Origin of the sequence: Rathayibacter sp. AY1F6 (assembly GCF_002932035.1) — a bacterium.
Lineage (GTDB): Bacteria > Actinomycetota > Actinomycetes > Actinomycetales > Microbacteriaceae > Rathayibacter.
Window position 1 is genome coordinate 16,565 of the sequence record NZ_PSVD01000008.1, and the last position, 23,913, is coordinate 40,477.

Genomic DNA, 23,913 nt, shown 5'->3' on the forward strand with positions numbered 1-23,913 from the left:
CGCGCATCCGCGGCCGCCGCGGACTGCCAGCCGCCTCCGGGCGTCCGCGCATGCCGCGTCGGTCATGCTGGAGGACCCGTCCCCGACACCGGCAGGAGTTCCGCGTGGGTGCATCCGTGATCGTCGACGTCATCGTCGTGCTGAGCCTCATCGGCGCGCTCGTCGACGGTCTGCGGCGCGGCCTGCTCCGGACCCTCGGCGGTCTCGCCGGGATCGTCGCAGGCGCGATCGGCGCCTCGTTCGCCGTGCCCGCCGTCTCGTCGTGGGCGGCCGGCAGCGAGTGGCGCCTGCTCGCCGTGATCGGCACCGCCGTGCTGCTGCTGGGCGTCGGCTACGCGATCGGAGCGACGCTCGGCGCGGTCATCGGCCGCGGAGCCGACCGCGTGAAGCTCGGCCTGCTCGACCGGCTCGCCGGCGGCGTCGCCGGCGTCGCGATCTCCGGCCTGGTCTGGATCGCCGTCACCTCGGCCGTCTCCCTCCTCGGCGTCCCCCTCGTCACGACCTCGGTCGCCGGATCGACGGTCATCCGCACGATCGACGACCTCACCCCCTCCCCCGTCCGCGCCTTCCTCGCCCAGCTGCAGTCGACCGTGGTCGACGAGGGCACGTCCTGGGTCGTCGAGGCGCTCGACGCACCGACCCAGGCGCCCGCGATCCCGGACGTCTCGACCGACGACCCGGAGGTCGCCGCCGCCACCCGCTCGGTCGTGCGCGTCTCCGGCACGGCCTGGGCCTGCGACGTCGGAGTGACGGGCAGCGGCTTCGTCGTCTCGGACGACCGCGTCATCACCAACGCGCACGTGGTCGGCGGAGTCTCGCAGCCGGTCGTCGAGGCGCCGGGCGAGGCCCCGCGCACCGGCCGCGTCGTCTACCTGGACCCGGCCGCCGACCTCGCCGTGATCGCCGTCGACGGGCTCGACGCCTCCCCGCTCCCGCTCGACGACGCCGTCGCCGCCGGGGACGACGCCGTGGTCGCGGGCTACCCCTTCGGGGGCCCGCTGACCCTCGGCTCGGCCGAGATCTCCTCCGACGCCACGGTCTCGCTGATGGTCGACGGAGCACCGACCTCACGGGAGGTCCTGACCCTCGCCGCCGTCGTCAACCAGGGCAACTCGGGCGGCCCGCTGCTCTCCCTCGAGGGCACCGTGTCGGGCGTCGTCTTCGGCAAGGCCGCCTCCGTCGACAACGTCGGCTACGCCATCCCGCTCTCGGTCCTCACTCCCGTGGTCGAGCAGGCCGCCTCGCTGACGGACGCCGTCGATCCGGGGGCCTGCCGCTCGAAGTGAGCGGTCACGGCAGCGGTCCGTCGACCAGCACGAGGGTGAGGTCGTCGAGCCGCACCGTCTCGGGCCGCGCCGACTCGAGGTAGGCGGACACGCGCGGATCGACGGGGAAGCGCGCCGACCGCTCGATCGCGATGGCGACGATCCCGGCGGACGACGGATCGGTCGTCACCCGGTCGCCGATGTAGGGCACGTAGACGCCCGAGGACATGCCCTGCGCGAGGACAAGTCCGCCGTCGAGGCCGCGCTCGCGCAGCACGTCGGCCACCCGCGCGATCCCGGTCGGCCGCTCCTGGGCGATCCCCGCCGAGGTGGCGATCGCGATCACGAGGGAGGCGGCCAGCAGCACCGCGCCGGCGCCGCGGGCGAGGGGTGCGGGCAACACGATCCCGCCGCGCAGCGCCTCCGCGATGCCGATGCCCGCCAGCGCGCAGAGGAGCCACGCCCACGCCGCGTAGTAGTGCGGCAGCGCGACCGAGCTGATCGCCAGGTGGAACACGAGGAGGAGCAGCGTCGCGGCGCCCAGGTAGAGCACCAGCGCGCGGCGCCGCGGAGCGAGCAGGGCCAGCAGGGTCCCGAGGAGCAGCACGGCGAGCGCCGCCGGCCCGATGCCGACGACCATGAACCAGAGGTTCGCCCACCACGGAGGGAAGACGTACGCGGTCCCGGCGACCTCGATCAGGTGGCCGTCGGCGTTGTGCTCGGACTGGAACTCGAGCAGGTACCGGATCGCCTCGACCGGGTGCACCGGCAGGTAGGCGAGCACCCCGGTGACGACGAACGCGACGGAGAGGGCGAGGCCGCCCCGCAGAGCCCGGGCCCTGCTCCCCGACCACAGCAGCGGCAGCAGGAGCACGGGCGCGAGGACCGCGGTGGTCAGCTTCGAGGTGACCGACAGCGCCAGCAGCGCACCGGCCAGCGCGATCAGCCAGCCGCTCCGCCTGCCCGGCGAGGCGCGCGACCAGGTCCACGCCGCCGCCATCGCCGCGACGGCGAAGAGCACCATGAAGGGCTCCAGGAGCGCGAGGCGGTCGATCCGGGTGCCGGCGCCCACGGCGGTGCGCGGGAGGAGGAGGAACAGGCCGGCCGGGACGAGCGCGAGCGTCGGGCCGAGCTCGCGCCGGAACCAGAGCCAGAGCACCACCCCGGTGAGGAATGCGGCCGCGCCGGCGGCGATCCTGCCCGCGAGCGGCCCCTCGCCGAGCAGCACCTGCGCGAGCCCGATCAGGTACTTCGCCGTCGGCGGATGCTCGAGGTTCGCGCTCACGTCGCCGTGCAGGTAGTCCCAGCCCGCGGCGAGGTACACGGGCTCGTCCGACGAGATGTTCGCCGCTCCGAGGTTCCCGAAGCACTGGTAGAGCCCCCACAGCACGGTCCCGATCAGAGCCGCCCGCTTCACCCGCCCGATCCTAGGCGCCGCTGCCCGCACCGCTCCACCGGAGGGCCCGGGCCGCGGCGACCGCGGCGGGTAGGATCGACGCGCATCCCGTCCCCCTCCCCTGGAGCCTCCAGCACATGGCAGACAGCCGCACCGCCGTTCCCGACACCACTGCGAACGCGGAGGCGACGCCCGAGCGGGAGCAGCCCTACGCGGCCCTCGGACTCAAGCCCGACGAGTACGCGAGCATCCGCGAGATCCTCGGCCGCCGCCCCACGAGCGGCGAGCTCGCGATGTACTCGGTGATGTGGAGCGAGCACTGCTCCTACAAGTCGTCGAAGATGTACCTCCGCCAGTTCGGGCAGAAGGTCTCCCCCGCCATGAAGAAGAACCTCATGGTCGGCATGGGCGAGAACGCCGGAGTGGTCGACGTCGGCGAGGGCTGGGCCGTCACCTTCAAGATCGAGAGCCACAACCACCCGAGCTACATCGAGCCCTTCCAGGGTGCGGCGACGGGGGTCGGCGGCATCGTCCGCGACATCATCTCGATGGGCGCCCGGCCGGTCGCGGTCATGGACGCGCTGCGCTTCGGGGCGATCGACGACCCCGACACCGCGCGCGTGGTGCACGGCGTCGTGGCCGGCATCTCCTTCTACGGCAACTGCCTCGGCCTGCCGAACATCGGCGGCGAGACCTACTTCGACTCGGTCTACCAGGGCAACCCGCTCGTCAACGCGCTGGCCGTCGGCGTCCTCCGCCACGAGGACCTGCACCTCGCGAACGCCCGCGGCGTCGGCAACAAGGTCGTGCTGTTCGGGGCGCGCACCGGAGGCGACGGCATCGGCGGCGCGTCGATCCTCGCCTCCGACACCTTCGCCGACGGCGGACCGACCAAGCGCCCCGCGGTGCAGGTCGGCGACCCGTTCGCCGAGAAGGTGCTCATCGAGTGCTGCCTCGAGCTGTTCCGCAAGGACCTCGTCGAGGGCATCCAGGACCTGGGCGCCGCGGGCATCTCGTGCGCCACCTCGGAGCTGGCCTCCAACGGCGACGGCGGCATGTTCATCGAGCTCGACTCGGTGCTGCTGCGCGACCCCTCGCTCACGGCGGAGGAGATCCTCATGTCGGAGTCGCAGGAGCGGATGATGGCCGTCGTCACGCCCGAGAAGCTCGACGCGTTCCTCGAGGTCGTCGGCAAGTGGGACGTCGAGACCAGCGTGCTCGGCGAGGTCACCGACTCCGGCCGCCTCATCATCAACTGGCACGGCGAGGAGATCGTCAACGTCGACCCGCGCACCGTCGCGGTCGACGGCCCGGTCTACGAGCGCCCGATCGAGTACCCCTCCTGGCTCGACGCGCTGCAGGCCGACTCCTCCTCCCGCCTGCCCCGCTCGACCGGCGGCGACGCACTGCGCGCCGAGACCCTGGCGCTCCTGGGCTCGGCGAACCTCGCCGACAAGAGCTGGATCACCTCGCAGTACGACCGCTACGTGCTCGGCAACACCGCGCTCAGCTACCCCGACGACGGCGGCATGGTCCGCGTCGACGAGGAGTCGGGCCTCGGCTTCGCGGTCGCGACCGACGCGAACGGGCGCTGGTGCCAGCTCGACCCGGCGCAGGGCGCCCGCCTGGCGCTGGCGGAGGCGTTCCGCAATGTCGCCGTCACCGGAGCGACCCCGGTCGCCGTCTCGGACTGCCTCAACTTCGGCAGCCCCGAGAACCCCGAGGTGATGTGGCAGTTCCGCGAGGCCGTGGGCGCGCTCGCCGACGCCTGCCTCGAGCTCGAGATCCCCGTCACCGGCGGCAACGTCTCGTTCTACAACCAGACCGGCGACGTGCCGATCTTCCCGACCCCCGTCGTCGGCGTCCTCGGCGTGATCGACGACGTCGCGCGCCGCATCCCGTCCGGCTGGCAGGACGAGGGCGACAACCTCTACCTCCTCGGCACCACCCGCGACGAGCTCGACGGCTCCGCGTGGGCCGGCACCATCCACGACCACCTCGGCGGGCTGCCCCCGCAGCTCGACCTGGCCGCCGAGCGCGCGCTGGCCGAGCTGATCTCGGCGGGCGCGAAGGAGTCGCTCATCGCCTCCGCTCACGACCTCGCCGACGGCGGGCTCGTGGTGGCGCTGGCCGAGTCGGCGCTGCGCTTCGGCGTCGGGGCGCGCATCTGGCTCGACGAGCTGATGGAGCGCGACGGCGTCGACGCGACGGCCGCGCTGTTCTCGGAGTCGACCGGCCGCGTGCTCGTGTCGGTGCCGCGCGAGGACGACGTGAAGTTCCGCGGGCTCTGCGAGGGCCGGGGCTACCCGGTGCTGCGCATCGGCGTGACCGACGCGGCGACCCCCGCGGTCGAGGTGCAGGGCCTCTTCACGCTGCCGCTGGACGAGCTGCGCTCGGTGAACGGCGCCGTGCTGCCGCGCCACTTCGGCTGAGCCTCCGGGCGATCCGAGTCCGCAGGAGTCGCGGTGGTCGAGCTGGACCACCGCGACTCCTGCGGTACCGGCTCCGCTCCGGAGTTCCGTGATTACGGAATGTTTACAATAGTGGAGCATGACCTCCTCCCGAGACCTCGCCGGCGAGGTCGACGAGCTCCGAGCGCGGCTGGACCGCCTCGAGCGCGCCGACACCCCCGCCGCGCCCGCCGCCGACGATCCGCTCTGGGCCCTGACCGCTCTCCGCGAGCGCCTGCCCTCTCCCGGCGGAGTCGTCTTCGCCGGCTCGGTCGCCACTCCGGCCGGCCCCGTCGAGTGGCAGTACGGCCTCAGCACCGACGCGTTCTTCGAGCGCGACTGGGGAGCGAGCCCCGGGCCGACCGCGCTCGCCGCGCTGGGCAGCCCCGTGCGTCTGCGGTTCCTGCAGGCGGTGGCCGGCGGAGTCGAGACCGTCGCGCAGCTCGCCGAGAGCGAGGGCGCGGGCACCACCGGGCAGATCTACCACCACGTCAACCAGCTGGTCGCCGCCGGCTGGCTGGAGGCGCGCGGCCGCGGCCGCTACGGCGTTCCGCCGGAGCGGCTCGTCCCCCTGCTCGTGATCCTGCTCGCCTCCGGAGGACCCCGATGACCCGCCGCCGCCTCGCCCTCGCCGCCGCCTCCGCCGCGGCCGTCGTCCTGCTCGGCGGAGTGCTGCTCCGCCCCTCCGCTCCCACCCTCTCGACCGAGGCGACGGGCGACGCCGAGATCGCCGAGTGGCTCCGGACCGACGTCGGAGACGGCGCGCGGAACCACCTCGTCGCCGCCGTGATCACGCCCGACGGCGTGCGCTACGGCGGACTCGGAGCCGACGAGCGGACCGAGGTCGAGATCGGATCGGTCACGAAGACGATGACCGCGCTCCTCCTCGCCCGGAGCGCCTCCGAGGGGACGGTCGGGCTCGAGGACCCCGCCGCGGAGCACGCCGACGTCGGCGGCTTCACCGGGACGCTCGAGGAGCTGGCGACCCACCGCTCCGGCCTGCCGCGACTCCCCACCGGTGTCGGCGACCTCGCCTCGACGCTGTTCGCCCAGCTGCGCGGCACGGACCCCTACGCGGGCTGGTCGGCCGACGACGTCCTCCGGCAGGCCGCCGAGGAGGACCAGGGCGAGCACGTGCACGCCTACTCGAACCTCGGTGCGGCGGTGTTGGGCCAGACGCTCGCCCGCGCCGAGGGCCGCGACTACGCCGACCTCCTCCGCGAGCGCGTCCTCGCTCCGCTCGGGATGTCCGCGACCTCCGTCCCGGAGACCGCGGACGCCCTCCCCGCCGACGCGCCGACCGGCTTCTCGGCGAGCGGGCGGTCCGTCGACGCGTGGACGATGGCGGGCTACGCGCCGGCGGGCGGCGTCCGCTCCACGGCGGCGGACATGGCCCGCTACGCGCAGGCCCTCCTCACCGACGACCCCGCGCTGGGGGTGCCCGCGGCGAGCGTCCTGGATCCCCGGTTCGACGCCGACGGGGCGCGGATCGGCCTCGGCTGGTTCACCTCGGAGTCGGAGGACGGCGGATCCGTGACCTGGCACAACGGAGGGACCTCCGGCTACTCGACGATGCTCGCGATGGACCGGGAGCGCGGCGTGGCCGTGTTCGTCAACGGGGACACGGCGAGCTCGGTCGACGAGCTCGGCCTGCGCCTGCTGCAGCGCGCCGGGGAGGAGTCGTGATGATCGCCTCGATCCTCGTCCTGCTCGTCGTCGCGTTCACCGTCGGCCGCTTCGCCCTGGGGAGCATTCCTCGGCGCCGGGCGGCCGGGTTCCTCGACCGCGACCGCGTCCGGACGCTCGCCCGCGGCGTCGAGGCCGTCGCCGTGCTGCTGCTCGGGCGGGCGCTCGTCGACTGGTCGGCGCTGACGCTGCTCCCCTGGGCCGTGCTGGTGGCTCTCACCGCGGCCGGGGCGGCCGGCGCCGTGCTGCGCTGGGACGGGCTGCCGTGGTTCGAGGACCCGGCGCGCCGCCGCTCGCGGACGACCGGGCTCGCGGCGACCGTCGCCGTGTCGGCGGTCCTGATCGGCGTCCTGGGCTGAGCGCCGCGCACGTGCCGTCGGATCCGCGCCTTCCGCGGTGGTCGCGTGCTGCTGCGAGGCGGGAGGAGTGGCGGCGGGCGCGGGCGGGAGCGGCGTCAGCCGGTCTGCGCGGGGAGGTCGTCGGGCTCGGCGTTGTCGAGGACGCGGCCGTTCTGGTCGCCGACGCTCAGGACGGTCGTCGGGCGGAGGTTGAGGGTGTCGCCGCCGTAGAGGCTGTCGATGTCGACGCCGTCGCGGCGCACCGAGTTCAGCGCGGAGAGGTAGTCGGAGCTGATGCAGAACCGGTCCGCGATCCGCTCGCTGATGTCGCCCGCTGCCACCAGGTAGGAGGCCGGGGCGCCGTCGGAGGCGGTGCTCGCCGTCCCGGTCGCGCCGACGCGGGTGCCGCGGTCGCGCACGCGCTCGAGGTCGACGCCGTCGAGCGTCCCCTCGTCGAGCGCCTGGACGACGCACTCGCCCGAGACGTCCTCGACGGGTGCGGGAGTGGTCGAGACGCTCGGCACCGGCCGCGGCGTGGACTCGGCTCCGGCGGCGGGCGGTGCGGTCGAGGCGGTCGAGGCGGTCGGCTCGGCGGGTGCGGCGGCGGGGCTCGTCGCCTCCGCCGTGCAGCCGGCGAGCAGGACCACGGCGGAGAGGGCGATCACGAGGCGCTGCGTCGTCCGGACCATTCCGCGACTCTAACCCGGCACCCGGGCGGCCGGGCGCCACCGCGCCCAGCGGGCTGCGGGCGATCCGGTCGAGGCCGCTGGACCCGGCCGACGCGCAGGCCCGACCGAGGCGGGGCTCGGGCGGCCCCTGGACGGCGCGCCCCCGATTGACCTCCCCCGTCGATCGCACCCATGCCGAGCGCCTGTTGGACACGCGGCCCGAACCGGAGTCGACTGGGACCATGCAGTACACGCACCTCGGTCGCACCGGCCTGTCCGTCTCCCGCACCGTCCTCGGCACCATGAACTTCGGCATGCAGACCGAGGAGTCCGACTCGTTCGCGATCATGGACCGCGCGCACGAGCTCGGCGTCAACTTCTTCGACACCGCCAACGTGTACGGAGGCGAGGCCGGCCGCGGCGCCACCGAGGAGATCGTGGGCCGCTGGTTCGCGCAGGGCGGCGAGCGCCGCGAGCGCACCGTCCTCGCGACCAAGGTCTTCGGCGACATGGGCGAGTTCGCCGCTCCCGGAGCCGAGCGCGGCCGCGACTCCTGGCCCAACGGCGGCCGCCTCTCGGCGCTCACCCTGCGCCGCGCGCTCGACGAGAGCCTCCGCCGCCTGCAGACGGACCACATCGACCTCTACCAGTTCCACCACGTCGACCGGACGACGCCCTGGGACGAGATCTGGCAGGCGACGGAGGTCGCCGTCCAGCAGGGCAAGGTCCTCTACGTCGGCTCCAGCAACTTCGCCGGCTGGCACCTCGCCCAGGCGCAGGAGGCGGCGCGCGCCCGCCACTTCACCGGCCTCGCCTCCGAGCAGTCGATCTACAACCTGCTCGTCCGCGACGTCGAGCGCGAGGTCCTGCCCGCCGCGCTGCACTACGGGCTCGGCGTCATCCCCTGGTCGCCGCTGCAGGGCGGACTGCTGGGCGGCGTGCTCGAGAAGACCGCGGAGGGCGGGCGCCGCTCCTCCGAGCGCACCCTCGCCGCGATCGAGGAGCACCGTCCCGCGCTGGAGCAGTGGGAGGCGTTCGCCCGCGAGCGCGGCGAGGCGCCCGGCGAGCTGGCGCTGGCGTGGCTCCTCCACCAGCCCGCCGTCACCGGTCCGATCACCGGGCCGCGGACGCTCGAGCAGCTCGAGAGCGCCGTCGCCGCCGCCGACATCACCCTCGACCCCGAGGCCCTCGCGCGCCTCGACGAGATCTTCCCCGGCCACCGGACAGCCCCCGAGGACTACGCCTGGTGACCACCCACCCCACTGCGAAGGAGCATTCATGAAGCAGCGCACTCTCGGCGACCTCCAGGTCGGCGCGATCGGACTCGGCGGCATGCCGATGTCGATCGAGGGCCGCCCGGACCGCGAGCGCTCGATCGCCACGATCCACGCCGCCCTCGACGCCGGCGTGACCCTGATCGACACGGCCGACGCCTACCACCTCGCCACCCAGGACGACCTCGGCCACAACGAGCTGCTGATCGCGGAGGCGCTGCGCAGCTACGGCGGCGACACCTCCGCCGTGCTCGTCGCCACCAAGGGCGGCCACCTGCGGCGCGAGCCCGGCCCCTGGGACCAGGACGGCCGCCCCGAGTACCTCAAGGAGGCGGCCCGCGCGTCCGCGAAGCGCCTCGGCGTCGACGCGATCGGCCTCTACCAGTACCACCGGCCCGACCCGGCGGTCCCCTACGCCGACTCGATCGGAGCGCTGGCCGAGCTGCTCGACGAGGGCGTCGTCCTCCGAGCGGGCATCTCTAACGCCGACCCTGACCAGATCCGCGAGGCGCACGGCATCCTCGGCGAGCGCCTGGTCTCGGTGCAGAACCAGTTCTCGCCGTCGTTCCGCTCCAGCGAGCCGGAGCTCGAGCTCTGCGCCGAGCTGGGACTTGCGTTCCTGCCGTGGAGCCCGCTCGGCGGCATCTCCTCGGCGGGCGAGCTCGGCTCGCGCTACTCCGCGTTCGCGGCGGTCGCCGAGGCCCGCGGCGTGACGCCGCAGGTCGTCTGCCTCGCCTGGGAGCTGGCGAAGGCCCCGGTCGTGCTGCCGATCCCGGGCGCCTCCCGCCCCGAGAGCATCCGCGACTCCGCCACGGCGGCCGACCTGGAGCTCACGCCCGAGGAGTTGGCCTCGCTCGACTGAGCCCGTTCATGACGGAGGAGGGATCCGGTCGAGGCACCGGTCCGACGCGGATCGCGGGATCTCGGCGCTGATCCCTCCTCCGTTGCGAGCGCGATCCGACTCAGACCGCGTCCTGCAGCGGCTGCGGGAGGGCCGAGACGAACGCGCGGGCCGCGGCGCTCGGCCGTTCCGGCACCGCCACCATCGTCCGCCACACCAGGAGCGGATCGGCGAGCGCCACCGCCCGCAGCCCGGCCGGGCGCTTCTCGGCGAAGTGCGCCGGCACGACCGCGATCCCCATGCCGTACTCGACCAGGTCGAGCAGCGTGTGCACGTCGTTCACCTCGAGCTCGACCTCGAACGCGAGGCCGTGCGCCGCGAACGCCCGCGCCGCGAGGTGACTCGCCGCCCAGTGCTCCTGCAGTCCCACGATCGTCTCGCCCGCCAGGTCCGGGATGCGGCAGCCGACGCGGCTCGCGAGCGGGTGACCCGGGCGCACGAGCACCGCGAAGCCCTCGCTCGCCAGCGGCATCGTCCGCACGCCGCCCGGCACGGCTCCGATGTCGGCGACCAGCGCCAGGTCGAGGCGGCCGGCGGCGACGGAGTCGAGCAGCGTGCCGGACCCCTCGTGGATCAGCCGGAGCGCGACTCCCGGGTGCTGCTCGCGGAAGTTCGCGAGCTCGCGCGGCAGGTGCACGCCGCCGAGGCACTCCTCCGTGCCGACCGCGAGGCTCCCGCGGAGCACCCCCTGCACGGCGAGAACCGCGTCGCGGGCGGCGAGCGCGCTGGCGACCGAGCGCTCCGACTCCGCGAGCATCGCCCGACCGGCCGGCGTCAGCTCGACCCGGCGCGTGCTGCGGGTGAAGAGGGGGCTGCCCAGCTCGCTCTCGAGCGCGCGGATCGACGCCGAGAGGCCCGACTGCGAGATCTGCAGTGCGCTCGCGGCGCGGGTGAAGTGCTGCTCCTTCGCGACGGCGAGGAAGTGTTCGAGCTGACGCAGTTCCATGGGTCCATCCTCGTCGCGCGGGCGGAGGAGCGGGGACCGGACCAGACACTCTCCAGCGGCCGCTCGGCCTGCCTGTGCGGAGCCGGCCGTCGGGTACGGCGGCCGCCGTCGCGAGAGCCGGCCCGGCTCAGGCGTCGGCGGACGAGATCGCGAGGACGATCGCCGTCAGCGTCGCCCGCAGGCGCTCGAGCGACTCGGGCTCCGACTCGTCCTCGAGGATCGACTGCTTGACCGCGTCGTCGTAGCCCGCCACCAGCAGGCGCACGGCCGTCGTCGGCTCGAGGGAGAAGTCGCGGCGCACCTGGCGCAGCGCACCGTGCACGATCTGCACGAGCGAGGCGTCGAAGCCGGCGCGGAAGTCGCGGTACTGCGGAGCGATCCGCGGGTCGCGCAGCGCGAGCAGCTCGAACTCCGACTCGACCACGCACCAGCGGCGGTTGTCGGTGGCAGGACCCTGGAGGAAGTCGAGGATGACCACGGCCAGCGTCTCGGCCGTCAGCGGCTCGTCGGCCGAGACGACGCGCGGGATCGTACGGTCCATCTGCTCGACGAGGGCGGTCACCCGGGCGCCGTTCTCCCGCTCCATGAGCGCGAAGAACAGCTCCTCCTTGGTGGAGAAGTTGGAGTAGAAGGCGCCGCGCGAGAACCCGGCGCGCTCGCAGATCTGCTCGACGGACGCGCTGTGCACGCCGGTCTCGGCGAAGACGTCGTAGGCCGCGTCGAGCAGGCGCTCGCGGGTGCGGCCTCGGCGGGAGGTCTCGGGAGGGGTGGAGTCGATCGCCGTCATCACCAGCCTCCTGCCCGCCCTGTCAACACCTTCGACGCCGTTCACCTTATCCGATACATTCACGTATCGAATACGGTCCTGTATCGGATACGCTCGTGTATCGGAGCCCGGCTCCGCTTTGGTACAGAGACGTATCGCCACCCTCCCCACCCATCGTCAGGAGACCGCGTGTCGTCGCTGCTCTACCGTCTCGGTCGTCGCGTGTACTGCGCCCACCGCCTCGTCGCCGTCCTGTGGCTGCTGATCGTGGTGGCGGGCGGAGGAGGAGCGCTGCTGCTCAACCAGGGCACCGACAACACGTTCTCCATCCCGGGCACGCAGTCGCAGACCGCCCTCGACCAGCTCGAGCGCACCTTCCCCCAGGTCAGCGGCACGTCCGCGCGGTACGTGGTCGTCGCGCCCGACGGGGGCAGCGTCCAGGACGCCGACGTGAAGGGCCCCGTCAGCGACGCGGTCGCCGCGCTCGGCGACGTCGACGAGGTCGCGGCCGTCACGGACCCCTACTCCGACAGCGTGTCCGGCACGATCTCCGACGCCGGGAACGCCCTCGTCATCACCGCCCAGATGGACGGCTCCGCCACCACCACGAGCCCCGAGAGCCGCGACGCGCTGAAGGCCGAGGCGACGACCCTCCAGGACGCGCTGCCCGCCGGCTCCGTGGTCTCGCTCGGCGGCGACCTCTTCGCCCAGAACCTCCCCGGCGTGACCATCACGGAGGCGATCGGCCTCGTGGTCGCCCTCGTCGTCCTCGTGCTCACCTTCGGCTCGTTCCTGGCCGCCGGCATGCCGCTGGTCACCGCACTGCTCGGCGTCGCCCTCTCGATGTCGGCCATCTTCATCGCCACCCGCTTCGCCTCGATCTCCTCGACCACGCCGCTCCTGGCGCTGATGCTGGGCCTGGCGGTCGGCATCGACTACGCCCTCTTCATCATCAGCCGCCACCAGGACCAGCTGAAGCAGGGCATGGACCCGGAGGAGTCGACCGCGCGGGCGACCGCGACCGCGGGCTCCGCCGTCGTCTTCGCGGGCCTGACCGTGATCATCGCGCTCGTCGGCCTCTCGGTCGCGGGCATCCCGTTCCTCACCACGATGGGCGTCGCGGCGGCGGGCGGAGTCGCGATCGCCGTGGTCATCGCGCTCACCCTGACCCCCGCCCTCCTCGGCTTCGCCGGCGCGCGGCTGCGCCCCAAGGAGCGCCGGGCCAAGAGGAAGGCCGCGAAGGCCGCCGCCGCCGCGGGCACCCACGTCGACACCGAGGCGCACGAGGAGGCGGCGACCGCCTCCCCCGGCGGCCACGTGCACGCCGAGGTCCCGCGCGGGTTCTTCCGCGGCTGGGTCCGGGTCGTCACGCGCTTCCCGATCGTGACGATCATCGCGGTGATCGGCGTGCTCGGCGTCGCGAGCATCCCGGCGCTCAGCCTCCGCCTCGCCCTGCCGGACGCCGGCTACCAGGCCGAGGGCACTCCCGCGCGCACCACCTACGACCTGCTCGCCGAGAACTTCGGCGCCGGCTACAACGGCCCGCTCATCGTCACCGGCACGATCATCGGCTCGACCGATCCGCTCGGCCTGATGGACGACCTCAAGGGCGAGATCGAGAAGCTCGACGGAGTCGCCTCGGTGCCGCTCGCGACGCCCAACGAGACCGCCGACACCGGCATCATCCAGGTGATCCCCGAGGGCGGCCCCGACTCCGAGGCCACCAAGGCGCTGGTCGCCGAGATCCGCGACAAGCACGACTACTTCCAGCAGGAGTACGGCGTCGACCTCGCAGTGACCGGCCAGACCGCGGTCGGGATCGACATCTCGGACACTCTCGCCAAGGCCCTGCTGCCGTTCGGCCTGCTCGTCGTGGGCCTGTCGCTGGTGCTGCTGACGATGGTGTTCCGCTCGCTCTGGGTGCCGATCAAGGCGACGCTGGGCTACCTGCTGTCGGTCGGTGCGTCCTTCGGCGCCGTGGCGGCGGTGTTCGAATGGGGATGGTTCTCGGACGCTCTGCACGTCGACAAGACGGGCCCGATCATCAGCTTCATGCCGATCATCCTGATGGGCGTGCTCTTCGGCCTCGCGATGGACTACGAGGTGTTCCTGGTCTCGCGGATGCGGGAGGACTACGTGCACGGGAGGCCGGCGCGCGCCGCCGTCGAGTCGGGCTTCGTCGGCTCGGCCAAGGTGGTCACGGCCGCCGCGGTCATCATGTTCTCGGTCTTCGCCGCCTTCGTGCCGGAGGGGGACACCAACATCAAGCCGATCGCGCTCGGGCTCGCCGTGGGCGTCTTCGTCGACGCGTTCATCGTGCGGATGACGCTGGTGCCCGCCGTGCTGCACCTGCTCGGCGACCGCGCCTGGCACATGCCGCGCTGGCTCGACCGCGTCCTCCCGTCCTTCGACGTCGAGGGCGAGGGCCTCACGAAGGAGCTCGCGCTGGCCGACTGGCCGGAGCCCGGATCCACGGACGTGATCGCGGCCGAGGACCTCCGCCTCGACGGACCCGACGGTCCCGTCTACAGCGGCGTCTCGCTGCGGGTCGCTCCCGGCTCCTCCCTCGTGGTCCACGGGCCGCACCGCTCCGGCCGCACCGCGCTGCTGCTGAGCATCGCCGGTCGGCTCGCCCCCGACTCCGGGCGCCTGAAGGTCGCGGGCCTGGTCGTGCCGATCCGCTCCGCCGCCGTGCGCGGCCGGGTCGGGCTGGTGCGCCTCGCCGGAGCCGCCGACCCCGTCGCCGACGTCCAGTCGGCCCTGGAGTCGGCTCCGCCGATCCTGGTGCTCGACGACCTCGACACGGTCACCGACCCGCAGCTGCGCGGCGCGATCCGGGCCGAGCTCGACGCCGCCCGCGCCGCCGACGACGCGTTCACCGTGGTCGCCTCCTCCGTCGACGCCGAGGCGCTCGACGACCTCCTCCCCTCCGACCGCGGCGTGCTCGCGGTCTCGCCCGCGGCCGAGCGCCGCGCGATCGCAAAGGTCCTCTGACAGATGGCTCTCCTCTCCCTCGAACGCCCCCGCGGCGTCAAGAAGGTGTCCTGGCTGACCCTTCTCGGGATCGTCCTGGTCCCCCTCGTCATCGGCGGCCTCCTGGTGTGGGCGCTGTGGAACCCGACCGAGCGACTCGACACGATCACGGCCGCCGTGGTCAACGAGGACACCCCGGTCGAGATCAACGGGCAGACCGTGCCGCTCGGGCGCCAGCTCGCGGCCGGCCTGGTGACGGGCGGCACCGACTCCGCGAGCTCGGACGCCCCCTCCTCCACCCCCTCGGCGAGCGCGACGCCGTCCGCGAGCACGACCCCGGTGCCCAACGTCTCCGGCTCGGACTCGACGGGCAACTTCACCTGGGTCCTCACGGACAAGGACGACGCCGCGAAGGGCCTCGCCGACGGCAGCTACGCGACCGTCGTGACGATCCCCTCCTCCTTCTCCGCCGCCGCCACCTCGTACTCGGGCGACGCCGCGGAGGCGACGAAGGCGACCATCGACATCGCCACCAGCGAGAAGGCCAAGCTCGTCGACGACGCCATCTCGGCCACGGTGACCAGCACCGCCACCTCGCTGCTCAACACGCAGCTGACCACGGCCTACCTCGAGAACGTCTACGTCGGCTTCAACACCCTCAACGAGCAGATCGGCCAGGCGGCCGAGGGCGCGGGCACGCTCGCCGACGGCGCCGACCAGCTCGGCACCGGCGCCTCCACCCTCGCCGACGGCACCAGCAGCCTCGCCGACGGGATCGACGAGCTCGCCACCGGCGCCTCCTCGCTCTCGGACGGCGTCGGGCAGATCGGCACCGGAGCCTCGTCCCTCGCCGACGGCGTGGGGCAGCTGGGCACCGGAGCCTCCGACCTCTCCGGCGGAGTCGCGCAGCTGGCCACCGGTGCGCGCGGCCTCTCCGGCGGAGTGGGACAGCTCGCGACGGGCGCCCGCGACTCGGCGACCAAGACGACCGCGCTGCAGGGCGGCGCCTCCGACCTGGCCGACGGGCTCGACCAGCTGAGGGAGGGAGTGGTGAGGACCGGCGACGGGACCCAGCAGGTCGCCGCCCTCAGCGCCGGCGCCGCGGCCGCCACTGCGGGGACCTTCGAGGCGCTCAGCGCCGCGCTCGAGGGCTGCGAGACGACGCAGTGCCTCGCCGCGCGCGCCGTCATCGCCTCGGCGGACGGACCCACCGGCGCGACCACCCTCGCCACGACGACCGCGGGAGCCGTCGCCGGGATCGACGCGGGCATCCGCCTCGGCGGCGACGGGCAGCCCTCGCTGATCGACGCGGTCGGGCAGTCCGCCACCGGCGCGCACACTCTCTCGGGGGGCATCGGACAGCTGTCCGGCGGCCTGACGCAGCTCGCCGACGGCGCGGACGACGCCGCGGGTGGAGCGTCCCAGCTCGCCGACGGCCTCGACACCACGGCGGCCGGGTCGGCGCAGCTCGCGACCGGCGCCACCACCGCCGCGGCCGGCGCCCGCGACCTCGCGACCGGCGCGACCACGGCCGCGGGCGGTGCCGCCGACCTCGCCACGGGAGCCTCCTCCGCCGCCGACGGAGCCGACCAGCTCGCCGACGGCGCGAGCGGGGTCTCGGACGGCGCCGTGCAGCTCGCCGACGGCACCCGCACGCTCGCGACCGGCCTCGACGCCGCGGTCGCGCAGCTCCCGACCTACACCGAGTCGGAGTCGACGAACCTCGCCGACGTCGTCTCGGACCCGGTCGAGAACGCGAGCAGCGCGACCGACCTGTTCGGAGCCTCCAGCGTCCCGTTCTTCGCGACGATCGCCCTCTGGCTGGGCGCCCTCGCGACGTTCCTGGTGCTCGCGGCGTTCTCGCACCGTGCACTCTCCTCGACCCGCTCCTCCGCGGCGCTCGCCCTCTCCTCCTACGTGCCTGCGCTCGTGATCGGCGTGGTGCAGGGACTCGCGGTCGCGATCGTGATGAGCGGGGTCGCGGGCCTGGAGCCGGGCCGCTGGGTCGGCTTCGCCCTTCTGGCGATGCTCACCGGCGCCTCGTTCGCCGCGGTGAACCAGGGGCTGGTCGCCCTGCTCGGAGGGATCGGCCGCTTCCTCGCGATGGTCGCGGCGGTGATCGCGCTCGGCGCGGGCATCATCTCGACGGTCCCCGGGCTGTTCGACGACGTGCTCGGGTTCCTGCCGCTCTCGGCGGCGCAGAACGCGCTGTCCGGAGTGGTCGAGGGCACCGACGGCACGGCCGGCGCCGTCGTCGGCCTGGTGATCTGGCTGCTGTTCGGCCTGCTGCTCACCGTCGCCGCGATCGCCCGTCGCCGGGTCGTCTCGGTCCGCGCCCTGCACCGCACCGCGGAGGCGTAGGCCGCGCCTCGCGCCACTCCTCCCCCGAACCGGGGACGGGTGGCGCGAGGATCGCGCCACCGACGCGCCTCTCCGGGCGACCGGTCCCGGCCGGGGCTAGCCTGACGCGATGGAGTCGGAACCGATGGCGATCCGGACGCGACGGGTGTACGGCCCATCGGTCCTGCGGCGCCTCCGCGCCCTCCTCCTGCGGCTCCTCGGCGCCGGCCTCGCGGCCGTGCTCATCCCGTTCGCCGTCCTCGCGGACCGCCGCGGCGTCCTCGACGAGTCGGTGCTCGCGCTCGGCCTCCTCGCCCTCACCATCGTCATCGGACTGGCCTCGGCGGTCTCGCTCGTCGTCGTCTCCCCCACCCGCGTGATGACGACCGAGACGCAGGTCGTGCTGATGCGCGGCCGCCGCCGCCGCGAGCAGTGGCCCCGCCGGTCGGTCCGCTTCCTCGAGTCCGCCGATGGCGACGGCTTCGTCGCCTGGTGCCGCGGAGACGGAGTCGAGGTCCGCTGCGGCCACTTCCGCCCGGAGGACCTCGCCGCCCTGCTCGCCGACCTCGGCGCCGCCGCCCGCGTCCGCGACGCCCTGCCGCCCGCTCTGGCCGGGCCCGCCTCGGCCGTCCGCTTCCGGCCGCACCGCGCTCCGCTCCAGCGCCGGGCGGTCGCCCTGGTCGTCGTCGCCACGGAGGCGTTCGCCGCCGGCGTCCTGGCAGTCGCCCTCGCGGGATCCCCGTCGGGCGACCGCGCGCAGATCGCGCTGGGGGCGGTCGTCGTGGCGCTCTCCCTCCCGCTCGGGCTGGTCGCGGCGCGGCTGGCGCTGCGGCCCGGGCTGCCGGGCTCGATCGTGGTGTCGGAGTCGGCCATCCAGATCGACGGGCTGATCTTCCCGCTCGAGGCCCTGCGCTCGGTCGTCGCCTCGAGCCCGACGGGGAGCCATAGCCTCCGCCTGACCCTCACCGAGACGAACGGCCGCATCACGGAGGTCCCCCTCGGGCTGCGGGTGCCGACGCTGCGGCGCGACCAGCTCTTCCCCGACTACCCGCTGCTGCTCGGCGTGCTGCGCGAGCGCACGGCGGGGCTGCTGCGGATCGAGGGCTGAGCCTCAGTCCTCGGCGCCGTCGGCGATGCGCTGGTGGTGGTGGATGACCTCGGCGACGATGAACCCGAGGAACTTCTCGGCGAACGCCGGGTCGAGGTGCGACTCCTCGGCGAGCGCCCGCAGCCGCGCGATCTGGCGGGCCTCGCGCTCGAGGTCCGCGGCGGGCAGCCCGTGCGCGGCCTTCAGCCGGCCGACCTTCTGCGTGAACTTGAAGCGCTCGGCGAGCAGGTGGATCAGCGCCGCGTCGATGTTGTCGATGCTCTGACGGATCTGCACGAGCTCGGCCCGCGCCAGGGACTCCTCGTGCGACGGCTCCTCGTGCGACAGCTCCTCGGTCATGCCCCGACCCTAACGGACCGCCCCCGGACACGACGACGGCCCCTGCCCGGAGTCCGGGAGGGGCCGTCGAGAGGGCCCGGTCAGTCGACCAGGTTGATCTGCACGGGGATGTTGCCGCGGGTGGCGTTGGAGTACGGGCAGAGCTGATGCGCCGCGTCGGCGACCTTCTGCGCGTCCTCGGAGCTCGCCTTCGGCACGTAGACGTCGAGCTCGACCGAGAGGCCGAAGCCGTCGGAGTCGTTCTTCCCGATCGAGACGCTGGCCGAGACGGCCGCGTCGGTCGTGTCGATCTTCAGCTGGCGACCGGCTCCGTGCAGGGCGCTGAGGAAGCAGGCGGAGTAGCCTGCCGCGAACAGCTGCTCGGGGTTGGTCCCCTCGCCGGAGCCGCCGAGCTCCTGCGGGGCGCGGGTGTCGAGGTCGAGACGGTCGTCCTCGGTGCGGACGTGGCCGTCGCGTCCTCCGCCGGAGGCGTGGGCGATGGCGGTGTAGAGAGCATCCATCCCCCCATCCCACCACTCGGCCGCCGTGAGTCGGGTGAACGCGGGATGCACGTCCGTGCGTTCTCCCGGGAATCCCCCTCGGAAGCGCTCCGGGGAGCGTCAAGCCCCTCCCCCTCGGCGCCCTCCGGGTGTGCGGTGGAGGGACACCGACCCCGACCGGCGCGAGCCGGAGAACGGACACGAGCATGCGAGCACTCACCTGGCAGGGCATCGAGAAGGTCTCGGTCGAGACCGTCCCCGACCCCCGCATCCAGCAGCCGACCGACGCGATCGTCCGGATCACCTCGACCGCGATCTGCGGCTCCGACCTGCACCTCTACCGCCTCCTCGGGCCCTACATCGACCGCGGGGACGTGCTCGGCCACGAGCCCATGGGCGTCGTCGAGGAGGTGGGCTCCGGAGTCACCACCCTGAAGCCCGGCGACCGCGTCGTCGTGCCCTTCACCATCGCCTGCGGCGAGTGCTTCATGTGCCGCCGAGGGCTGCAGTCGCAGTGCGAGACGACGCAGGTCACCGAGTACGGCTCGGGAGCGGCGCTCTTCGGCTACACGAAGATGTACGGCCAGGTCCCCGGCGGGCAGGCCGAGCTGCTCCGCGTGCCGCTGGCCGACTACAACACGATCGTCGTCGGCACGGACCTGCCGGACGAGCGCTACCTCTTCCTCAGCGACATCGTGCCCACCGCCTGGCAGGGCGTGGAGTACGCGCAGGTGCCCGACGGCGGGACCCTGGTCGTCTTCGGACTCGGCCCTGTCGGCCAGTTCGCGGCGCGGATCGGCGCCCACCGCGGCTACCGCGTCCTCGCCGTGGAGCCCGTCGCCGAGCGGCGCGCGATGGCCGAGCGGTACGGCGTGGAGACGTTCGACCTGTCCGACGACATCGCCGCGCAGCTGCGCGACCTCACGGACGGGCGCGGCCCCGACTCCGTCGTCGACGCGGTCGGCATGGAGGCGCACGGCTCGCCGGTCGGCTCGTTCGCTCAGTCGATGGCGGGGCTCCTGCCCGACCCGATCGCCCGCAAGGCGATGGACACGGTCGGCGTCGACCGCCTCGCCGCGGTCCAAGCGTCCCTCGACCTGGTCCGCCGCGGCGGCACCGTCTCGCTGAGCGGGGTCTACGGCGGAGAGGCCGACCCGATGCCGCTGAAGTCGATGTTCGACAAGCAGGTGACGGTGCGGATGGGCCAGTGCAACGTGAAGCGCTGGATCGACGACCTGCTGCCGCTGGTGGAGGACTCCTCCGATCCGCTCGGCGTGATGGACCTCGTGACCCACCGGGCGCCGCTCGAGGACGCTCCGGCCCTCTACGAGACCTTCCAGAAGAAGGAGGACGGCTGCATCAAGGTCGTCCTGCACCCCTAGCCGGGGAACAGCGAAGGCGGCGCCCCCCGAGGGGAGCGCCGCCTTCGCGGTACTGCCGAGACCTACTTGAAGACGTCCTTGACGTCCTCGCCGGCCTTCTTGGCCGAGGCCGCGGCCTGGTCCTTCTGGCCTTCGGCCTTCAGGCTGTCGTCGTTCTTGTGGTCGCCCAGGGCTTCCTTCGCCTTGCCGGCGATGTCCTGAGCGGCGTTCTTGATCTTGTCATCGAGCCCCATGGTGGTGCCTCCTTCGCTGATCGTTGGCACGACCGTAGGACCGGGAACTGCCCGCTTCCTGGGAGCGGGAAGGGGCTTGCCCGGGCGCCCGCTGGACTGCGATGATTCGCGCCCTCGACCGGTGCCGGCCGGTCGAGGGCGCGGGATCAGGTCGCCGGGGTGGCGGACTCGGACGGAGCGGACTGCGAGGGCGCGTTCGTGGGCGTCTGCGACGATCCGTCGTCGGCGCTGGTGGGCACCGCGCTCCCCGACTGGTACGGCGTCTGGGCGTCGCCGGTGCAGCCGGCCAGCAGGCCGATCGTCAGGGCGGAGGCGCCGAGCGCCCCGAGGACCCGTGCGGCGCTCACTTGCCCGTCACCGCGTCCTTGACGGCCCCCACTGCCTTCTCGACGATGTTCGGCTTCGGGTCGGTGCCGTAGAGGCGCTCGTCCGGCTGCGTGGGCGGGGGCATCGGGACGTTGCCGCCGGGCTCCGCGACGCGGTAGCTGAACTCTCCCTTGCCGTCCGGGGTCGGGCCCGAGGCCCAGCTGCCCTCGGAGGCCGCTGCTCCGTCCGAGAAGTTGATGTACTCGTACGACACGGAGCGCTCCTCCTTCGAGATCGGGAAATTCGAGGGCACGGGCAGGTCCTCCCGGCCCTCCGCGCGCAGCTCGGCGGCCGCCGCGATCCACTGGTTCTGGTGCATGGTGTCGCGGGCCAGGAGGAACGACAGGAGGTCGCGCACGCCGTGGTCGTCGGTCATGTGGTAGAGCCGGGCGACCTGGAGCCGGCCCTGCATCTCCGCGTTCGCGTTGGCGGTGAAGTCGGCCAGCAGGTTGCCGCTAGCGGTGATGTAGGAGCCCTGCCACGGGTTGCCCATGCTGTCGACGGGGCGCGCGCCGGCGCCGGCCACGATGGCGTGCTGCACGTCGGAGCCGCCGATGACCGCCGCGAGCACGGGGTCGTTCTTCATCGCGTCCTCGGACTGCTCGACCGGGGCCTTCTCGAGCAGCTGGGCGATCATCACGGCGATCATCTCGACGTGGCCGAACTCCTCGGCGCCGATGCCGAAGAGCAGGTCCCGGTACTTGCCCGGGTCGTGGGCGTTCCAGGCCTGGAAGCCGTACTGCATCGCCACGGTGATCTCGCCGTACTGGCCGCCGAGCACCTCCTGGAAGCGGCGGGCGAAGACCGCGTCGGGCTTCGAGGGCGTGGACGTGAATTGGAGTTCCTGACGGTGGAAGAACATGACTGGTTGCCTTTCCGGGGTAGCCGGGCGGATCCGGGTGCGGACGTCCGATGTCTGTCCTCTCGACGGTAAGGAGCCCTGTTCGCGGGTCAGAAGGGGCTTGACGCGGTGGCGGAGCAGTCGGTCCACGGGCTCTCGGGCCCCGCCCTCGTGGGCGCGGGATGTTAGCCCCATCGGGGGGTCAGCCGCTATGCCCTTCCCGGTACTCGAGGGCCCGAACAGACTGGCGACGCCGGCACGCATTCATTCCCCACTCGATCCTGGAAGGGACAGACGATGTCGAACATCGATCCCGCTTCACCTCCGTTCGGAGACGGCGCCGCGAACTTCGGCGCGACCGAGACCCCCATCGACAGCGGGGCGCACGTCGCCTCCACGGACACCTCCTCCGGCTCCTCCTCGGGCAGCACGGCCGACTCCGCGAAGGAGAAGGCGAGCGCCGCCGCGGGCACCGCCAAGGACCAGGCCGGCGCCGTCGCCGGCGACGCCAAGCAGGCCGCGAGCGAAGTGCTCTCGACCGGCAAGGACGAGGCCGCCAACGTGGTCCAGGAGGCCAAGGTCCAGGTCAAGGACCTCTACGACCAGAGCCGCACCCAGCTCACCGAGCAGGCCCACGCCCAGAAGGAGAACGCCGCCAAGGGCGCCCGCGCCTTCAGCGACGACCTGACCGCGCTGGCCAACGGCGAGGGCGGCAGCGACAACGCCGCCGCGAAGCTCGTCTCCCAGGCGGCCACCCGCGTGCAGGGTGTGGCCTCGTGGCTCGAGAACCGCGACCCGTCCGAGCTCCTCGACGACGTCCGCGCGTTCGCCCGCCGCCGCCCGGGTGCCTTCATCCTCATCGCCGCGGCGACGGGACTCGTCGGCGGGCGCCTCATCCGCGCCCTGACCGCCGAGGCGAAGGACGAGAAGGAGGCGACGAGCACCCGCACCGACGGGCCCGAGTTCGACGCCCCCGCCTCGACCACCGCGTACTCCGACGCCTCCGCGTACGACGCGCCCGTCGCGTCCGCCTACGGCACCGTCGGCTCGAGCTCCCTCGAGCGCGACTACGCGCCGACCGAGCCCGTCGCCGACCCGCTCGACGGCGGCTTCCCGAACGGCGGCCGGCTGTGACCGACCCGACGGGCGTCCACCGCTCGACGGAGACGCCCGACCAGCGGGCCGGGTCGACGTCGCTGGGCGATCTGCTCGGCGAGGTCTCGCGCGACCTCTCCACGCTGATCCGCCAGGAGATGGCCCTCGCCAAGGCCGAGCTCAAGGAGTCCGCCGGCAAGGCGGGCAAGGGAGCGGGCCTCCTCGGCGGGGCGGGCTACGCCGCGCTGATGGCCGTGCTCTTCCTCTCGATCGCCCTCTGGTGGGGCCTGGGCACTCTGATCGGCAACGGCTGGTCCGGAGTGGTCGTGGCCGTCATCTGGGCGATCGTGGCCGCGATCCTCTACGCGGTGGGCCGCAAGAGCCTGAAGCAGGTCGACGGCGCTCCCGAGACGGTCGACTCCCTCAAGAAGATTCCCGACACCCTCAAGCCGAACGGGGCAGGACGATGACGTACGACGCAGGACAGAACAAGACACCCGAGGAGATCCGGGCGGACATCGAGCGCACGCGCCTCGAGCTCGGCGGAGACGTCGACGCGCTGGCCGAGAAGGTCAGCCCGTCCGCCATCGCGCAGCGTCAGACCGACAAGGTCAAGTCGGCCGTGGGCTCCGTCCGCGACCGGGTGATGGGCTCGGCGCACGACGCCTCCGACTCGCTCTCGAGCGGTGCGGGCTCGGCGAAGGCCAAGGCCGAGGGCAACCCGTTCGCCGTGGGGCTCATCGCCCTCGGCGCCGGACTCCTCGTCGCCTCGCTCATCCCCGCCTCCAGCAAGGAGAAGGAGGCGGCGAGCCGCGTCAAGGAGCAGGCCCAGCCGGTCGTCGACAAGGTGACCGACGCGGCCAAGGAGGCGGCGAGCGAGCTCCGCGAGCCCGCGCAGCAGGCCTTCGCCTCCGTCAAGGAGACCGCGACCGACGCCGCGCAGAACGTCAAGGAGGCGGGCACCTCCGCCACCGACGACGTGAAGGACTCGGCCCGCGAGGCCAAGCACGCCGTCCAGGAGGACGTGCAGCACTGATCCGTCGGCGCTGACAGGGCGGTGGGCCTCC

General features: G+C 73.3%; 23 protein-coding genes. 14 read left to right on the forward strand and 9 right to left on the reverse strand.

Features of this window, described 5'->3' with window-relative positions; genetic code table 11:
- Nucleotides 1-104: 104 nt before the first annotated feature.
- A complete protein-coding gene (locus C5C44_RS08805) occupies nt 105-1,286 on the forward strand; it encodes a MarP family serine protease (RefSeq protein WP_258060556.1) in 1,182 nt (393 codons plus the stop codon).
- A 4-nt stretch (nt 1,287-1,290) separates the two neighbouring features.
- On the opposite strand, the gene C5C44_RS08810 is transcribed toward C5C44_RS08805, so the two are convergent.
- A complete protein-coding gene (locus tag C5C44_RS08810) occupies nt 1,291-2,682 on the reverse strand; it encodes a glycosyltransferase family 39 protein (protein WP_181132774.1) in 1,392 nt (463 codons plus the stop codon).
- A gap of 116 nt (nt 2,683-2,798) precedes the next feature.
- Here C5C44_RS08810 and purL point away from each other — a divergent pair, with 116 nt between their 5' ends.
- The 4 genes from purL to C5C44_RS08830 all read left to right on the forward strand — a co-directional run bounded on the left by purL (nt 2,799) and on the right by C5C44_RS08830 (nt 7,156).
- Nucleotides 2,799-5,093 (forward strand): phosphoribosylformylglycinamidine synthase subunit PurL, encoded by a 2,295-nt coding sequence (gene purL, locus C5C44_RS08815; protein ID WP_104234263.1) that lies wholly within the window; start codon nt 2,799-2,801, stop codon nt 5,091-5,093.
- A 118-nt stretch (nt 5,094-5,211) separates the two neighbouring features.
- On the forward strand, nt 5,212-5,721 hold the full coding sequence (locus C5C44_RS08820; RefSeq protein ID WP_104222749.1) for a helix-turn-helix transcriptional regulator: 510 nt from the start codon (nt 5,212-5,214) through the stop codon (nt 5,719-5,721).
- Nucleotides 5,718-6,797, forward strand: a complete 1,080-nt coding sequence (locus tag C5C44_RS08825) for a serine hydrolase (protein ID WP_104335703.1) — start codon at nt 5,718-5,720, stop codon at nt 6,795-6,797. Before C5C44_RS08820 ends, C5C44_RS08825 begins: the two co-directional genes overlap by 4 nt.
- Complete coding sequence (locus tag C5C44_RS08830; protein WP_104234265.1) at nt 6,797-7,156, forward strand: hypothetical protein; 360 nt, start codon at nt 6,797-6,799, stop codon at nt 7,154-7,156. The genes C5C44_RS08825 and C5C44_RS08830 overlap by 1 nt, the downstream gene beginning before the upstream one ends.
- Before the next feature lie 95 nt (nt 7,157-7,251).
- On the opposite strand, the gene C5C44_RS08835 is transcribed toward C5C44_RS08830, so the two are convergent.
- Entirely contained in the window at nt 7,252-7,824 is a 573-nt protein-coding gene (locus tag C5C44_RS08835; RefSeq protein WP_104247469.1) for a hypothetical protein, read from the reverse strand.
- Nucleotides 7,825-8,045: 221 nt separating this feature from the next.
- On the opposite strand from C5C44_RS08835, the gene C5C44_RS08840 reads away from it, so the two are divergent.
- Together C5C44_RS08840 and C5C44_RS08845 are read left to right on the forward strand one after the other, a co-directional pair.
- Complete coding sequence (locus C5C44_RS08840) at nt 8,046-9,053, forward strand: aldo/keto reductase (RefSeq protein ID WP_104335704.1); 1,008 nt, start codon at nt 8,046-8,048, stop codon at nt 9,051-9,053.
- 28 nt (nt 9,054-9,081) lie between these two features.
- Entirely contained in the window at nt 9,082-9,939 is an 858-nt protein-coding gene (locus C5C44_RS08845) for an aldo/keto reductase (RefSeq protein WP_104239446.1), read from the forward strand.
- 100 nt (nt 9,940-10,039) lie between these two features.
- Here the strand turns inward: C5C44_RS08845 and C5C44_RS08850 are convergent, their stop codons facing one another.
- Together C5C44_RS08850 and C5C44_RS08855 are read right to left on the reverse strand one after the other, a co-directional pair.
- Entirely contained in the window at nt 10,040-10,924 is an 885-nt protein-coding gene (locus C5C44_RS08850) for a LysR family transcriptional regulator (protein WP_104247471.1), read from the reverse strand.
- A gap of 127 nt (nt 10,925-11,051) precedes the next feature.
- On the reverse strand, nt 11,052-11,711 hold the full coding sequence (locus tag C5C44_RS08855) for a TetR/AcrR family transcriptional regulator (protein ID WP_104247472.1): 660 nt from the start codon (nt 11,709-11,711) through the stop codon (nt 11,052-11,054).
- Between the two features lie 168 nt (nt 11,712-11,879).
- On the opposite strand from C5C44_RS08855, the gene C5C44_RS08860 reads away from it, so the two are divergent.
- The 3 genes from C5C44_RS08860 to C5C44_RS08870 all read left to right on the forward strand — a co-directional run bounded on the left by C5C44_RS08860 (nt 11,880) and on the right by C5C44_RS08870 (nt 18,111).
- Nucleotides 11,880-14,684 (forward strand): MMPL family transporter, encoded by a 2,805-nt coding sequence (locus C5C44_RS08860; RefSeq protein WP_104335705.1) that lies wholly within the window; start codon nt 11,880-11,882, stop codon nt 14,682-14,684.
- Between the two features lie 3 nt (nt 14,685-14,687).
- Nucleotides 14,688-17,024 carry a YhgE/Pip domain-containing protein gene (locus tag C5C44_RS08865; RefSeq protein WP_104335706.1) on the forward strand — a complete coding sequence of 779 codons (2,337 nt, stop codon included), beginning with the start codon at nt 14,688-14,690 and terminating at the stop codon, nt 17,022-17,024.
- Between the two features lie 109 nt (nt 17,025-17,133).
- Nucleotides 17,134-18,111, forward strand: a complete 978-nt coding sequence (locus tag C5C44_RS08870) for a hypothetical protein (RefSeq protein ID WP_146084324.1) — start codon at nt 17,134-17,136, stop codon at nt 18,109-18,111.
- Between the two features lie 3 nt (nt 18,112-18,114).
- Here C5C44_RS08870 and C5C44_RS08875 read toward each other — a convergent pair whose 3' ends face one another.
- Nucleotides 18,115-18,450, reverse strand: coding sequence for a chorismate mutase (locus tag C5C44_RS08875; protein WP_104222760.1), 336 nt, complete (start codon nt 18,448-18,450; stop codon nt 18,115-18,117).
- Between the two features lie 80 nt (nt 18,451-18,530).
- Nucleotides 18,531-18,950, reverse strand: a complete 420-nt coding sequence (locus C5C44_RS08880; protein ID WP_104222761.1) for an organic hydroperoxide resistance protein — start codon at nt 18,948-18,950, stop codon at nt 18,531-18,533.
- A 185-nt stretch (nt 18,951-19,135) separates the two neighbouring features.
- Here C5C44_RS08880 and C5C44_RS08885 point away from each other — a divergent pair, with 185 nt between their 5' ends.
- Nucleotides 19,136-20,311 carry a zinc-dependent alcohol dehydrogenase gene (locus C5C44_RS08885; RefSeq protein WP_104335708.1) on the forward strand — a complete coding sequence of 392 codons (1,176 nt, stop codon included), beginning with the start codon at nt 19,136-19,138 and terminating at the stop codon, nt 20,309-20,311.
- A 62-nt stretch (nt 20,312-20,373) separates the two neighbouring features.
- Here C5C44_RS08885 and C5C44_RS08890 read toward each other — a convergent pair whose 3' ends face one another.
- The 3 genes from C5C44_RS08890 to C5C44_RS08900 form a co-directional block, all read right to left on the reverse strand.
- Nucleotides 20,374-20,544: a CsbD family protein gene (locus C5C44_RS08890; RefSeq protein ID WP_104222763.1), complete on the reverse strand. Its 171-nt coding sequence runs from the start codon at nt 20,542-20,544 to the stop codon at nt 20,374-20,376.
- A 146-nt stretch (nt 20,545-20,690) separates the two neighbouring features.
- On the reverse strand, nt 20,691-20,891 hold the full coding sequence (locus C5C44_RS08895) for a hypothetical protein (protein ID WP_104222764.1): 201 nt from the start codon (nt 20,889-20,891) through the stop codon (nt 20,691-20,693).
- On the reverse strand, nt 20,888-21,772 hold the full coding sequence (locus C5C44_RS08900) for a manganese catalase family protein (RefSeq protein WP_104335709.1): 885 nt from the start codon (nt 21,770-21,772) through the stop codon (nt 20,888-20,890). The genes C5C44_RS08895 and C5C44_RS08900 overlap by 4 nt, the downstream gene beginning before the upstream one ends.
- A 276-nt stretch (nt 21,773-22,048) precedes the next feature.
- On the opposite strand from C5C44_RS08900, the gene C5C44_RS17330 reads away from it, so the two are divergent.
- From C5C44_RS17330 to C5C44_RS08915, 3 genes are read left to right on the forward strand one after another with little or no spacing between them, the layout of a single operon-like run.
- Nucleotides 22,049-22,885, forward strand: a complete 837-nt coding sequence (locus C5C44_RS17330) for a hypothetical protein (protein WP_104261171.1) — start codon at nt 22,049-22,051, stop codon at nt 22,883-22,885.
- The gene (locus C5C44_RS17335; RefSeq protein ID WP_104222767.1) at nt 22,882-23,316 is read left to right on the forward strand and encodes a phage holin family protein; all 435 of its coding nucleotides are present in this window, start codon (nt 22,882-22,884) and stop codon (nt 23,314-23,316) included. The genes C5C44_RS17330 and C5C44_RS17335 overlap by 4 nt, the downstream gene beginning before the upstream one ends.
- Nucleotides 23,313-23,882 carry a DUF3618 domain-containing protein gene (locus C5C44_RS08915; RefSeq protein WP_104222768.1) on the forward strand — a complete coding sequence of 190 codons (570 nt, stop codon included), beginning with the start codon at nt 23,313-23,315 and terminating at the stop codon, nt 23,880-23,882. The genes C5C44_RS17335 and C5C44_RS08915 overlap by 4 nt, the downstream gene beginning before the upstream one ends.
- Nucleotides 23,883-23,913: the final 31 nt, after the last annotated feature.